Origin of the sequence: Actinomadura sp. GTD37, assembly GCF_041951365.1 — a bacterium.
Lineage (GTDB): Bacteria > Actinomycetota > Actinomycetes > Streptosporangiales > Streptosporangiaceae > Spirillospora.
In genome coordinates this window covers 348,019-361,271 of the sequence record NZ_JBGNUS010000002.1, presented here as the reverse complement: position 1 = coordinate 361,271, position 13,253 = coordinate 348,019, and the positions used below count along the sequence as shown (strand labels likewise).

The following is a 13,253-nucleotide window of genomic DNA, read 5'->3' as shown; positions in this document are numbered from 1 at the left end:
CCCGCCCCCTCACGCGTCCCCCAGCAGCTCGGACAGGTCGCCGACCACCACGTCCGCGCCGTGCTCGGCCAGTGCCTTCGCGTGGTCCCCGCCGACCCGGTCGACGCCCACCACGTACGCGAACCCGCCCGCCCGGCCCGCCTGGACGCCGGCGAGCGCGTCCTCGAACACCACCGCCTTCGCCGCCGGCACGTCCAGCTCCTGCGCGCCCGCGAGGAACATGTCCGGGGCCGGCTTGCCGGGCAGGTGGCGGTCGGCCGCGACGACGCCGTCCACCCGCGCGTCGAACAGGCCGGTGATGCCGACCGTCCGCAGCACCTGGACGGTGTTGGCGCTGGACGACACCACCGCCGTCCGCAGCCCCGCCGCCCGCGCCGCGCGGACGTAGTCGATCGAGCCGTCGAACGTCTCCACGCCCTTCTCCTCGATGAGCTTCAGCACCAGGGCGTTCTTCCGGTTGCCGAGGCCGCGGATCGTCTCGCGCTCCGGCGGGTCGTCCGGCTCGCCCTCCGGCAGGGTGATGCCGCGCGACTCCAGGAACGAGCGCGTCCCGTCCTCGCGCTTCTTGCCGTCGACGTACCGGCCGTAGTCGGCCACGGGGTCGAACTCCGTGCACGGCTCGCCCGTCCGCCGGGAACGTTCCCGCAGGTAGCCGTCGAACATCTCCTTCCACGCCGCGGCGTGGACGGACGCCGTCCGGGTCAGCACCCCGTCGAGATCGAAGAGACACGCCGCGGCCTCGTCCGGCAGTCCCAGCATCCGCACCCCCTGGAATGTCACCATCACGGTGAAGGCCAATTTTGATCGGTACGCGCGACCCGTTCCCCGGATCGAGCGCGGGCATGCCGCCCGGACGCTCGAACGAGGGGGTCACGCTCCGCGTACAACCCCTTGGCCAGGGTCGCACACGAGGAGGAGTGAGCCAATGCAGAAGGCGCGAATCGGCGTCACCGGGCTGGCGGTGATGGGTCGGAACCTGGCCCGCAACCTCGCCCGGCACGGGCATCCCGTCGCCGTCCACAACCGCACCTCCAGCCGGACCAAGGCGCTGGTCGAGGAGTTCGGCGACGAGGGGACGTTCCTGCCGGCCGAGACGCCGGAGCAGTTCGTGGCGTCCCTGGAGCGGCCCCGGCGTTTGGTCGTCATGGTGAAGGCGGGCGGGCCGACCGACGCCGTCATCGACGAGTTCGCCCCGCTGCTGGAGCCCGGCGACATGATCGTGGACGGCGGCAACGCCAACTTCGCCGACACCCGCCGCCGCGAGTCCGCGCTCCGCGAACGCGGCCTGCACTTCGTCGGCACCGGCATCTCCGGCGGCGAGGAGGGCGCGCTGCACGGCCCGAGCATCATGCCGGGCGGCTCCGCCGAGTCCTACGCCGCGCTCGGCCCGCTGCTGGAGGACATCTCCGCCAAGGTCGACGGGACGCCCTGCTGCGTCCACGTCGGCCCCGACGGCGCCGGGCACTTCGTGAAGATGGTGCACAACGGCATCGAGTACGCCGACATGCAGCTGATCGCCGAGGCCTACGACCTGCTCCGGCACGCCGCCGGCCTCGCCCCCGCCGAGATCGCCGAGGTGTTCCGCACCTGGAACACCGGCCGGCTGGAGTCCTACCTCATCGAGATCACCGCCGAGGTCCTCGCGCACACCGACGCGTCCACCGGCCGGCCGTTCGTGGACGTCGTCCTCGACCAGGCCGAGCAGAAGGGCACCGGCCGCTGGACCGTGCAGACCGCGCTCGACCTGGGCGTCCCCGTCGGCGGCATCGCCGAGGCCGTCTTCGCCCGCTCCGTCTCCGGGCACGCCGCCCTCCGCGAGGCCGCGCGGAGCCTGCCGGGCCCGTCCGGAGCCGGGGCCGGCGTCGGCCCGGGCTTCGCCGACGCGGTCGAGAAGGCCCTCTACGCGTCCAAGATCGTCGCGTACGCGCAGGGCTTCCACGAGATCCAGGCGGGCAGCGCCGAGTACGGCTGGAACATCGACCTCGGCGCGATGGCCACCATCTGGCGGGGCGGCTGCATCATCCGCGCCCGCTTCCTCGACCGCATCCGCGCCGCCTACGAGGCCGACCCTGCCACGCCCACCCTGCTGACCGACGCCCACTTCGCCGAGGCCGTGGGCGACGCCCAGGACGCCTGGCGCGACGTCGTCGGCACCGCCGCCCGCCTCGGCATCCCGGCGCCCGGCTTCTCCACGGCCCTCGCCTACTACGACTCGCTGCGCGCCGCCCGCCTGCCCGCCGCCCTCACCCAGGGCCAGCGCGACTTCTTCGGCGCCCACACCTACCGACGCGTCGACCGGGAAGGCTCCTTCCACACCCTCTGGGGCGCCGACCGAACTGAGACATCCGCATAGGGGACGCCTTGGGTCGCCCCAAGGGAAGACGACCGGAGGCGGGGGTGATTCGCAGGTGATCCATTGTGCCTAAACGTGATCTGCCGACCACCGAGAGTCCCCCGTGCGTGCCAGATTGTGGTGTCGGTCCCGACGGACACGAGACTCGAAGGAGAGATAGCATGCCCGTCATGGCGCGCAAGCCCCTCGAACAGGTCACCCTCGCTGACCTGGCCACCAAGGACGACCTCAAGGACCTCGTCACCAAGGACTACCTCGATGAGCAGCTGCTCGCGACCAAGCAGGAGCTCCGTCAGGAGCTGGGTTCGGCCGTGAACCTGATCATGGGTGAGCTGGGCAAGATGTCCGCTCGCCAGGAGGAGATGGCCGGGACCCTGGCCCGCCTGGTCGCCAGGTCCGAAGGCGTGGTGCGGTAGCAGCTCGGACGGGACCATGCCCCCGGAGTGCTTCTCCGGGGGCGTGATCGGGTCCAGGGTCGGTAGGCGATCCTTTGTCGCCCCCCTGTCTCCGCGGCTCGTTCCGTCCGGCCCTTTGTTGCCGCACAGGAGCGCCCACACCCGTGGACCGTAGGGTTGGCGGGATGCGGATTCCGGGAGACGACGAGATCCGGGCGCTGCATAAGAGGTGGGCGCCGGGGCGGGAGGCGTTCGAGCTCGTCTGGACGCACTGCGTGATCGTCTGTGAGATCGCCGAGCAGCTCATGGGGCGCGCCGGGCCCGGGGCGGGCGCGGACCTTGTGCGGGCCGGGTGCCTGCTGCATGACGTGGGGGTCTACCGGCTGTACGACGCCGACGGGAGATTCGATCACGCGCAGTACGTCCGGCACGGGGTGCTCGGGCATGAGCTGCTCGCGGACGAAGGGTTCTCCGAGGCGATCTGCCGGTTCTGCTCCTGCCACACCGGGATGGGACTGACGCGGGACGACATCGTCCGGCAGGGGCTTCCCGTGCCGCCGGGCGACTACGTGGCCGAAAGCCGCGAGGAGAGGCTCGTCATGTACGCCGACAAATTCCACAGCAAGACCAATCCGCCCACATTCGTGACCGCGGAGACCTATGCCGTCCATGTCCGGCGGTTCGGTGCGGAGAAGGCCGCGGCCTTCGAGGCGATGCGCGCGGTCTTCGGCGAGCCGGATCTCACGCCCCTGGCGGCCGAGCACGGGCACGCCCTGGTGTGACGCCGGGTGTGCGCCCGCGTGCGCCGCCAGGCGAAGAGGCCCAGGTCGCGGGCGTGATGCGCGGGAGTGCGGGCGAAATCGCACGGCCGCGCACGGGGAGGGCGAACGCACCGGTCCGATCGATCCGGACGGACGGGCGCCAGGGGGCATGCGGGCGATCGTGGAGCCGGCACCGGTGATCGGCGGAGGGCCCGATGCCGCGGCCGCCGGTATCGGCGCGGCGGCGGCCCTCGCTGGGCGGGAGCCTCGCGGTGACGCGGGCAGTGGGGGATCGGGGGCAGGATGGAGGGGTGAGTCTTATCGATGAGCTTCCCTCTGGAAACGACGCAGACGCCGATTCGCTGTTCGAGGCGTTCGAGCGGTGGGTGTCGGGGCGCGGGATCACGCTCTACCCCGCCCAGGAGGAGGCGCTCATCGAGGTGGTGTCGGGGGTGAACGTGATCCTCTCGACGCCGACCGGCTCGGGGAAGAGCCTGGTCGCGGCCGGGGCGCTGTTCGCGGCGCTCGGCAAGGACCAGGTCGGCTTCTACACCGCGCCGATCAAGGCCCTGGTGTCGGAGAAGTTCTTCGACCTGTGCGAGATGTTCGGGCGCGAGAACGTCGGGATGATGACCGGCGACGCGAGCGTGAACGCCGACGCGCCGATCGTCTGCTGTACGGCGGAGGTGCTCGCCAACATCGCGCTCAGGGACGGGGCCGACGCCGACATCGGCGTCGTGGTGATGGACGAGTTCCATTTCTACGCCGAGCCCGAGCGGGGGTGGGCGTGGCAGATCCCGCTGCTGGAGCTGCCGCACGTCCAGTTCCTGCTGATGTCGGCCACGCTGGGGGACGTCGCGTTCTTCCAGAAGGACCTGACGCGGCGGACGGGGCGGCCGACGGCGCTGGTGACGTCGGCGGAGCGGCCCGTCCCGCTGATCTACGACTACCGGGTGACGCCGCTGCACGAGACGATCGAGGAGCTGCTGGCCGAGCAGAAGGCGCCGATCTACCTGGTGCACTTCACGCAGGCGGCGGCGATCGAGCGGGCGCAGTCGCTGATGAGCGTCAACGTGTGCACCAAGGCGGAGAAGGCCCGGATCGCGGAGCTGATCGGCAACTTCCGGTTCACCACGAAGTTCGGGCGGAACCTGTCGCGGTTCGTCCGGCACGGGATCGGGGTGCACCACGCGGGGATGCTGCCCAAGTACCGGCGGCTGGTGGAGCGGCTCGCGCAGGCCGGGCTGCTCAAGGTCATCTGCGGGACGGACACCTTGGGCGTGGGCGTGAACGTCCCGATCAGGACGGTCGTCTTCACCGCGCTGAGCAAGTACGACGGGCACCGGGTCCGGCGGCTGCGGGCGCGGGAGTTCCACCAGATCGCCGGACGGGCGGGCCGCGCCGGGTTCGACACGGTCGGGTTCGTCGTGGCGCAGGCCCCCGAGCACGTCGTCGAGAACGAGAAGGCCCTCGCCAAGGCGGGCGACGACCCGAAGAAGCGCCGGAAGGTGCAGCGCAAGAAGCCGCCCGAGGGGTTCGTCGGCTGGGACGAGGAGGTCTTCGCGAAGCTCCAGGAGGCCGAGCCGGAGCTGCTCCGGTCCCGGTTCCAGGTCAGCCACGCGATGCTGCTGTCGGTGATCGCGCGGCCGGGCAACGCGTTCCAGGCGATGAAGCGGCTGCTCACCGACAACCACGAGGAGCCGGCGGCGCGCAGGCGGCACATCTCCCGGGCGATCGCCATCTACCGGTCGCTGCTGGCCGGAGGCGTCGTGGAGGTGCTGCCCGAGCCCGACGACGCCGGGCGGTACGCGCGCATCACCGTCGACCTCCAGGAGGACTTCGCGCTCAACCAGGCGCTGTCGACGTTCGCGCTCGCGGCGTTCGAGGTGCTCGACCCGGCGTCGCCGTCGTACGCGCTGGACGTCCTGTCGGTGATCGAGGCGACCCTGGAGGACCCGCGGCAGATCATCGCGGCGCAGGTCAACAAGGCGCGGGGCGAGGCCGTCCAGGAGATGAAGGCCGAGGGCATCGAGTACGAGGAGCGGATGGAGCTGCTCCAGGACGTCGACCACCCGAAGCCGCTGGAGGACGAGCTCGACGCCGCGTACGAGATCTACCGGGCCGGGCACCCGTGGGTCGGCGACCATCCGCTGGCGCCCAAGTCGGTCGTGCGCGACATGTACGAGCGGGCGATGACGTTCACCGAGTACATCGGCTACTACGAGCTGGCGCGGACGGAGGGCCTCGTCCTGCGCTACCTGTCGGGGGCGTACAAGGCGCTGCAGCAGACCGTCCCGGAGTCGATCAAGACCGATGACCTGATCGACCTGATCGAGTGGCTGGGCGAGCTGGTCCGGCAGGTCGACTCCAGCCTGCTGGACGAGTGGGAGCAGCTCGCGAACCCGTCCGACGAGGACGTGCAGGGGCCGATCGAGGAGCGCGTCACCCGGGTGACCGCGAACACGCGGGCGTTCCGGGTGCTGGTCCGCAACGCGATGTTCCGGCGGGTGGAGCTGGCCGCGCTGGAGCGGTACGGCGACCTCGGCGGGCTGGACCCCGACTTCGGCGCGGACGCGTGGGCGGACGCCATGGACGGGTACTTCGCCGAGCACGACGAGCTGCTCACCGGCCCCGACGCGCGCGGGCCGAAGCTGCTGCAGATCGAGGAGGTCCCGGAGGACGCGCTGTGGCGGGTCCGGCAGGTGTTCGACGACCCGGAGGGGCATCACGACTGGGGCGTCACCGCCGAGGTCGACCTCGCGGGCTCGGACCAGGAGGGCGAGGCCGTGATCCGGGTGACCGGCGTCTCCAGGATGTAGGAGGAACGATGGTGCAGGTCGCGGTGGCGCAGTTCGCGCCCGGGGTCGACAAGGACGAGAACCTGGCGGCGATCGGGACGCTCGCGGGCGAGGCGGCCGGGCGCGGCGCGAAGGTCGTGGTGTTCCCCGAGTTCGCGATGTTCACCGCGCCGAAGCTGGACGGCCGGTTCGTCGACTCCGCCGAGCCGCTGGACGGCCCGTTCGCGGGCGGCCTCGGCGACCTGGCCCGGCGGTACGGCGTGCACCTCGTCGCGGGCGTGAACGAGCGGCTGGACGACCCCGGCCTCATCTCCAACACGCTGATCGCCGTCGGTCCGGGCGGGGACGTCGTCGCCGAGTACCGCAAGCTCCACCTGTACGACGCGTTCGGGTACGAGGAGTCGGCGCTGGTCCGGCCCGGCGAGATCGGCGTCCCGGAGACGTTCACCGCAGGCGGGGTCAGGTTCGGCATGCAGACCTGCTACGACGTCCGGTTCCCGGAGGTGACGCGGCGGATCGTGGACGCGGGCGCCGACGTCCTGGCGCTGCCCGCCGAGTGGGTGCCGGGCCCGCTGAAGGAGGACCACTGGCGGACGCTGGTCCGCGCCCGCGCGATCGAGAACACGATCTACGTGGCGGCCGCCGACCAGTGCGCGCCGACGGGGGCGGGCAACAGCATGATCGTCGACCCGATGGGCGTGGTCGTCGCGGGTCTCGGGGACGGGCCGGGCGTCGTGTCCGGCGAGGTCTCGCCCGAGCGGGTCGCCGCCGTCCGGAAGAGGAACCCGGCGCTCCGCCTGCGCCGCTTCACGGTCGCCCAAGCCGAGTAGCCCGGCCCGCCGGGCGACCCGCGGAAATCCGCCGGTCTCGCCGCTGCGGCTTGACCTTTGAGTGAGCACCCACTCAAACTGGGGGGAGACCACCACGGCACGGGAGGCACGGCGATGGCGGAGCGGCTGTTCAGGTTCGGAGTGATGACGGCATGGGCGCGGGACGGCGCGCACTGGGCGGCGCAGGCGCGCCGCGCGGAGGAGCTGGGCTACGCGACGCTGCTGACGCCCGACACGTCCGGCACGGCGATGCCGGCGGCGTCTCTCGCCGCGGCGGCGGGCGCGACCACGACGCTGCGGGTCGGCACGTTCGTGCTGTCCGCGGCGACGCGGCCCGCGCACATGATCGCCTGGGAGGCCGCGTCGATGGCCTTCGCCACCGGCGACCGCTTCGAGCTGGGCATCGGCGCGGGCCGTCCGGGCGGCGAGGACGACGCGGCCCTCTTCGGCGTCCCCTACGGCGGGCCCGCCGAGCGGATCGCCCAGGTGGAGCGGGTGCTCGACGCGGTCGCCCGCCCGCCGGAAGGGCTGTACGCCGGGACGGGCCGCCCGCCGCGCGTCGTCGTCGCAGCGTCCCGGCCCCGGATGCTCGAACTGGCGGCGCGGCGGGCCGACACGGTCGCGTTCGGCGTCCCGCCGCTGACCGGCGACGCGGAACTCGCCGGGTACGTCGGCATCGTCCGGAAGGCGGCGGGGGAGCGGTTCGACGACCTGGAGCTGTGCACCCAGGTGCACGTGGTCGGCGACGAGGTGCCCGCGTGGCTGAGCGGCCGGATGGGCGTGGACCCGGTCGCCATGGCGGACTCCGACGCCATCGCGAAGCTGTCGGGGACGCCGCGCGAGATGGCCGACACGCTCGCCCGGCGGCGCGACGAGCTGGGCGTGTCGTACGTGTCGGTCTCGTCCGCGTTCGTCGAGGAGTTCGCGCCCGTGGTGGAGCTGCTCGCCGGACGCTGACCGGCCGGTGACCACCGCATCGTGTATCAAGCTGGCAACGGTCGCGGCGATTCTGCGTGTCCGGACAGGCACTCAGCGTGATTATCGGGAGGTGCGCCTTTCCTCCAGTCTCCCGCCCGCCGGATTCACCCGGGCCGAGCCGAGCCCGCCCGCCCGCCGGCGGGCGCTCCGCGCGGCGTGGCCGCTGGTCGCCGCCGTCGTGCTCGTCCTCGGCGCCGGCCTGATCGCGGCCGGCTACGCGGAGCTGCGGACGGCGGCCCGTACGGTGACGCCGGACGCCGCCACGCAGTCCCCGCCCGCGAAGCGGCCCGCGCCGCCCGCGGCGCCGTCCGAGCCCAGGGCCGCCGCGCCCGCCGCGCCGTCGCGCGAACCGGCTCGCCACCGCGGGCGCCCGGCCCCGAGGTCCGCGCCCCGCTCGCCGGCCGCACCGCGCCGCACCGCCGGACCGCACAGGTCGCGTCCACGCCCGGCCGTGAAGCACAAGAAGCGTGCCGCGCGTCCCGCGCCGCCGTCCTGGCTCGCCTCGGAGTGCCGCCGCCGCTTCCCGGACGACCCGCTCCGCAAGAGGTACTGCGTCGCCGCCGCCGTCCGGGGCTGGCAGGCCGCGCGCGGCTGAGCCGGCCAGGCGGCCCCAGCAGGCAACCCTGTCAGGCGGCCTCGGCCGTGAGCAGCCGCTCGACGCCGGCGCGCAGCGCCCCGACGTCCGCGCCCGCCTCCGTCGCGAGCCGCGCCGACAGGAAGTCGCCGTCGTGCAGGACGCCGAGCAGGATGTGGCCGCTGCGGATCTCCTTCTGCTTGAGCCGGAGGGCGTGCCGCAGGCTCAGCTCCAGGGCCTTCTTCGCCTTCGGCGTGAACGGGATGTGGCCCCGGCCGTAGCGGTGGAGCCTGCCCGCGGGCACGTCGAGCGCGCCTTCGCCGAAGCTCTCCTCGGTCGCCTCCCGGACGGCGTCGAGGTCGATCCCGATGCTCCGCAGCGCGTCGGAGTCGAGGACGTCCCCGCCGGACCGGTTGATCCGGGCGATCCGCGCGCGCAGGTCGTCCGCGTCCAGGCCGGCCTCGCGGAGGACGCGTGCGACGGGGTCGTCGGCGGTCAGCAGGGAGAGCAGGACGTGCTCGGTGCCGATGTGGTGGTCGTGCATGGCCCGCGCCTCCGCCTGGGCGCCCATCACGGCCTGCCGCGCTCCCTTGGTGAAACGCTCGAACATCGCCTTACTGCTCCTTCTTCTGCGTGGTTCCGGGGGAGGGCGACGCTCCGCGTCCCCCGCCCGGCTTCGTCGGGAGTGAGAGGCGGCGCCCGCCGCCGTGCTTCTTGTGGACGGCCTGCCTGCTCACGCCGAGGCAGACCGCGATCTCCTGCCAGGACCAGCCCTGGTCGCGGGCGCTGGCGACCTGCAGCGCCTCCAGCCGCTCGGCCAGCTCGCGCAGTGCCCGCACGGCCCGCAGGCCCACCGCCGGGTCGCGGCTGCTCGCCTCCCGGGCGAGCGTCACGCCATCTCCGTCGCTCATGTTGTCAATGTAAGTTGACATCGCGGCCATGTCAACCGACGTTGACGAACGTCCGTGAGTTCAGCGGACCGTCAGCAGCGTCGTGAGCAGATCGTCCAGGCTGACCAGGCCGGCGACGCCGCCGTCCGGGGCGACGGCGAGGCCGAGATGGCTGTGCCGTGACCTCAGGACGGCGACGGCCTCGCCGACCGGGGTGCCGACCGGCATCGCCGGGACCGGGTGCGCCAGCTCCCCGGCCGGCGTCGCGGCGCCCCGCGCGCGGGCCAGGTAGGCGTCGCGGACGTGCACCATCCGGGCGGCGCCCGGCCGGCCCGGCCCGCGCAGCATGAGCCGCGTGTGGCCGGTGCGGACGGCGGCGTCGACGACCTCCTGCGGGGACGCCGTCGCCGGCACCGACACGATCGCGGAGACCGGGACGACGAGGTCGGCGAGCGGGGCGCGCGGCGCGTCCAGCGCGGTGGTGAGCAGCGTCAGCTCGCCCTCCTCGATCAGCCCGAGCCGCCGCGACTCCTGCGCGATGCTGCGCAGCTGCTCCGGCGTGCGCGACACCTCGCGCGAGTCGGCGGGCCGGACGCCGGCCGCGCGCAGCAGCAGGTTCGTCGTGCCGTTCAGGGCCGCCAGCACCGGGCGGGCGCCGGTCGTGAACGCGCGGAACGGCAGGGCCAGCACCGTCGCGGACCGCTCCGGGTCGGCGATCGCCCACGACTTCGGCGCCATCTCGCCGACGACCATGTGCAGGAACGTCACCAGCGCCAGGGCCAGCACGAACGCGACCGCGTGCGCGGCCCCGCCGGGCAGCCCGGCGGAGTGGAACAGCGGGGTGAGCGCCCCCGCGAACACCGGCTCGGACACGAGGCCGAGGCCGAGCGAGCACATCGTGATGCCGAGCTGCGCGCCCGCGAGCGTCAGCGACAGCTCGTCGATCCCGGCGACGGCGGCGCCCGCCGCGCGGCCGCCGCGCGCCGCGGCCCGCTCCAGCCGCGGCCGCCGCGCCGCCACCAGCGCGAACTCGGTGGCGACGAAGAACCCGTTGCCGGCCAGCAGCGCCAGCGTGACGGGCGCGCCGAGGGCGAGGTTCACCGGTCCTCCCGGGCGGTCTCGACGGTGCGGACGCGGATCAGCTCGGGCACGTGCCGGTGGATCGTCAGGACCTCCACCACGGCCGTGCGGGGCGGCTCGTCCAGCCGGTCCGGCGGGAGGTCGACGCTGACGACGTCGCCGGGCACCGCGACGCGCCCGAGCCGTTTCAGCAGCAGGCCCGCGACGGTCTCGTAGTCGCCCTCCGGCAGCGCGATGCCGGTCTCGTGGGCGACCTCGTCCATCCGCAGGCCGGCGTCGGTCGTCCACCACTCGCCGGTCCGGATCGCGAGGTCCTCGCCCGGCTCGTTCTCGTCGGCGATCTCCCCGACCAGCTCCTCGGCGACGTCCTCCCAGGTGACGATGCCGGCGAAGCCCCCGTACTCGTCCACCACGCAGGCCATCGGCTCGGCCGCGCCCTGCAGCCGCAGCACCACGTCCGGCAGCGGCAGCGAGGACGGCAGCAGCAGCGGCGCCCTGGCGATCTCCCCGACGGCGGTGCGCGCCGCCTCGTCCGGGCCGAGCGTGATCAGCTCCTCCAGCCCGACGACGCCGACGACGTCGTCCACGCCGTCGCCGAGGACGGGGTAGCGGGTGCGCCCGCTCGCGGAGATCACGTCGCTCAGCTCGGCGGCGCGCGCGGACGCCGGCACGGTGATCACGTCCACCCGCGGCACCATGACCTCCTCGGCGTCGCGCTCGGAGAAGACCAGGGCGCGCTCCAGCAGGTCGACCTGCCCCTCGGGCAGCTGCCCGCCGGACTCGCCGATGATGTGCCCGAGCTCCTCCAGCGTCGCGCCGTGGTGCAGCTCCTCCACCGGCTCGATGCCGATCGCGCGCACGAGCCGGTTCGCGGACGCGTCGAACAGCCTGATCAGCGGCCCCGCCACCGTCAGGTAGACGAGCGTGGACGCGGCGAGCGCGCGGGCCAGCGGCTCGGCCCGCGCCAGCGCCAGGTTCTTCGGGAACAGCTCGCCCAGCACCATCTGCACCACGGTGGCCAGGACGAAGCCGAGCGCCACCGCCACGCCGCCGGCCGCCGCGTCCGGCACCCCGCTCGCGCGCAGCGCCGGGTCGAGCAGGTCGGCCAGCGCGGGCTTGGCGATGAACCCCACGACCAGCGCGGTCACCGTGATGCCGAGCTGCGCGCCGGAGAGCATGAACGACAGCCGGCCCATCACCCGCAGCGCCCGCGCGGACGCCCGGTCGCCCTCCGCCGCCCGCTGGTCGAGCGCCGGCCGGTCCGCGGTGACGAACGCGAACTCCTGCGCCACGAAGTAGCCGGTCGCGGCCGTCAGCACCAGCACGGCCAGCAGCCCGAGCGCGCCGTTCACCCAGGCCTCCCTCCGCCGCGCCGCCCGCCGGCGCCGCCGTCCACGATCTTCCCTACCCCGGCGGGACGGTGTCTCTCCCGATTCCGGGACGGTTATCGACCGCTCCGCGTGGAATGAACCCCTTGCACGAGCAGAACCCGGACGAGCAGAACCCGTGCGAGCAGGAGCCGGGCCACGAGTGCGAGGGGGCGCCGATGCCCAGACCGTTCGCGTCGTCCGCAGATCTGGGCGACAGGACGCCGACGCTGGAGATCCTGGCCGACGGGGTGTACGCGCTGACGGCCGAGGGCGACCCGAACGTGGCCGCCGTCGAGGGCGAGGACTTCCTGGTCTGCTTCGACGCGCTCGCCACGCCGGCGGCGGCCCGCGACTGGCTCACCGTGCTGCGCGCCCACACAGACAAGCCGATCCGCTACCTGGTCCTGTCGCACTACCACGCCGTCCGGACGCTCGGCGCGAGCGCGTTCGGCGCCCCGGTGGTCGTCGCGCACGACCTGACCCGCGCGCTGATCGCCGAGCGCGGCGAGCAGGACTGGGAGTCCGAACTCGGCCGGATGCCCCGGCTGTTCAAGGACCCGGACGGCGTCCCCGGGCTCACCTGGCCGTCGGTGACGTTCGCCGGGACGCTGACCATCGACCTCGGCGGCGACCGCGGCGACCTCGACCTGGCGTACTGCGGGCGCGGCCACACCGAGGGCGACATCGTGGCGTGGCTGCCCCGGCACCGCATCCTGTTCGCCGGCGACCTCGTCGAGACGCGGGCGGCGCTCTACACCGGCGACGCGTTCCACCGCGAGTGGGCGTCCGGCACGCTCGACCACGTGAACTCGTTCGGCGCCGAGATCCTCGTCGGGGGGCGCGGCGCCGTCGCGCACGGCCGGGACGCCGCCCGCGCCGCGGTCGCGCAGACCCGCGACTTCCTCACCACGATGACCGGCGAGGCGGGTCGGGTCCGGCGCGACGGCGGCACGCTCAGGGACGCGTTCACCGCCGTGCACGCGGCCCTCGCGCCCGCCTACGGCGGCTGGCCGATCTTCGAGCACTGCCTGCCGTTCGACGTGTCCCGGCTCTGGGACGAGCTGGACGGCGTCGAGCGCCCCCGGATCTGGACGGCGGAACGCGACCGGGAGGTCTGGGCGGAACTCCAGGACTGACCGGGCGGCGGCCGTGCGATGTCCGAATCTCGTGACAATCCGGACCGGGACGGGGAAGCGGGAGAGGATCGATCCCGTCCGCGGGCAC

The 13,253-nt window shown here is 73.5% G+C and carries 12 protein-coding genes and 1 pseudogene; 8 read left to right on the top strand and 5 right to left on the bottom strand.

What is annotated here, in order from left to right; genetic code table 11:
* Positions 1–9: 9 nt before the first annotated feature.
* Positions 10–783, bottom strand: a complete 774-nt coding sequence (locus tag ACA511_RS15805) for an HAD family hydrolase (protein WP_375025066.1) — start codon at positions 781–783, stop codon at positions 10–12.
* A 142-nt stretch (positions 784–925) separates the two neighbouring features.
* Here ACA511_RS15805 and gndA point away from each other — a divergent pair, with 142 nt between their 5' ends.
* From gndA to ACA511_RS15770, 7 genes are all read left to right on the top strand, one after another.
* Positions 926–2,353: an NADP-dependent phosphogluconate dehydrogenase gene (gene gndA, locus ACA511_RS15800; RefSeq protein ID WP_375025065.1), complete on the top strand. Its 1,428-nt coding sequence runs from the start codon at positions 926–928 to the stop codon at positions 2,351–2,353.
* 170 nt (positions 2,354–2,523) lie between these two features.
* A complete protein-coding gene (locus ACA511_RS15795; RefSeq protein WP_375025063.1) occupies positions 2,524–2,769 on the top strand; it encodes a hypothetical protein in 246 nt (81 codons plus the stop codon).
* Between the two features lie 164 nt (positions 2,770–2,933).
* On the top strand, positions 2,934–3,530 hold the full coding sequence (locus ACA511_RS15790) for an HD domain-containing protein (RefSeq protein WP_375025062.1): 597 nt from the start codon (positions 2,934–2,936) through the stop codon (positions 3,528–3,530).
* A 290-nt stretch (positions 3,531–3,820) separates the two neighbouring features.
* Entirely contained in the window at positions 3,821–6,328 is a 2,508-nt protein-coding gene (locus tag ACA511_RS15785) for a DEAD/DEAH box helicase (RefSeq protein ID WP_375025061.1), read from the top strand.
* A gap of 8 nt (positions 6,329–6,336) precedes the next feature.
* Positions 6,337–7,137: a carbon-nitrogen hydrolase family protein gene (locus ACA511_RS15780; RefSeq protein ID WP_375025059.1), complete on the top strand. Its 801-nt coding sequence runs from the start codon at positions 6,337–6,339 to the stop codon at positions 7,135–7,137.
* A 114-nt stretch (positions 7,138–7,251) separates the two neighbouring features.
* The gene (locus tag ACA511_RS15775) at positions 7,252–8,094 is read left to right on the top strand and encodes an LLM class flavin-dependent oxidoreductase (RefSeq protein WP_375025057.1); all 843 of its coding nucleotides are present in this window, start codon (positions 7,252–7,254) and stop codon (positions 8,092–8,094) included.
* 91 nt (positions 8,095–8,185) lie between these two features.
* On the top strand, positions 8,186–8,710 hold the full coding sequence (locus ACA511_RS15770) for a hypothetical protein (RefSeq protein WP_375025056.1): 525 nt from the start codon (positions 8,186–8,188) through the stop codon (positions 8,708–8,710).
* A 31-nt stretch (positions 8,711–8,741) separates the two neighbouring features.
* Here ACA511_RS15770 and ACA511_RS15765 read toward each other — a convergent pair whose 3' ends face one another.
* The 4 genes and pseudogenes from ACA511_RS15765 to ACA511_RS15750 form a co-directional block, all read right to left on the bottom strand.
* On the bottom strand, positions 8,742–9,299 hold the full coding sequence (locus ACA511_RS15765; RefSeq protein ID WP_375025054.1) for a Clp protease N-terminal domain-containing protein: 558 nt from the start codon (positions 9,297–9,299) through the stop codon (positions 8,742–8,744).
* 94 nt (positions 9,300–9,393) lie between these two features.
* A pseudogene (locus ACA511_RS15760) lies at positions 9,394–9,600 on the bottom strand (helix-turn-helix domain-containing protein); the annotation flags it as partial.
* 60 nt (positions 9,601–9,660) lie between these two features.
* A complete protein-coding gene (locus ACA511_RS15755) occupies positions 9,661–10,680 on the bottom strand; it encodes a hemolysin family protein (RefSeq protein WP_375025053.1) in 1,020 nt (339 codons plus the stop codon).
* The gene (locus ACA511_RS15750; RefSeq protein WP_375025052.1) at positions 10,677–12,011 is read right to left on the bottom strand and encodes a hemolysin family protein; all 1,335 of its coding nucleotides are present in this window, start codon (positions 12,009–12,011) and stop codon (positions 10,677–10,679) included. Before ACA511_RS15750 ends, ACA511_RS15755 begins: the two co-directional genes overlap by 4 nt.
* Before the next feature lie 194 nt (positions 12,012–12,205).
* Here ACA511_RS15750 and ACA511_RS15745 point away from each other — a divergent pair, with 194 nt between their 5' ends.
* Positions 12,206–13,165, top strand: coding sequence for an MBL fold metallo-hydrolase (locus tag ACA511_RS15745; RefSeq protein ID WP_375025597.1), 960 nt, complete (start codon positions 12,206–12,208; stop codon positions 13,163–13,165).
* The last annotated feature ends 88 nt before the right edge of the window (positions 13,166–13,253 follow it).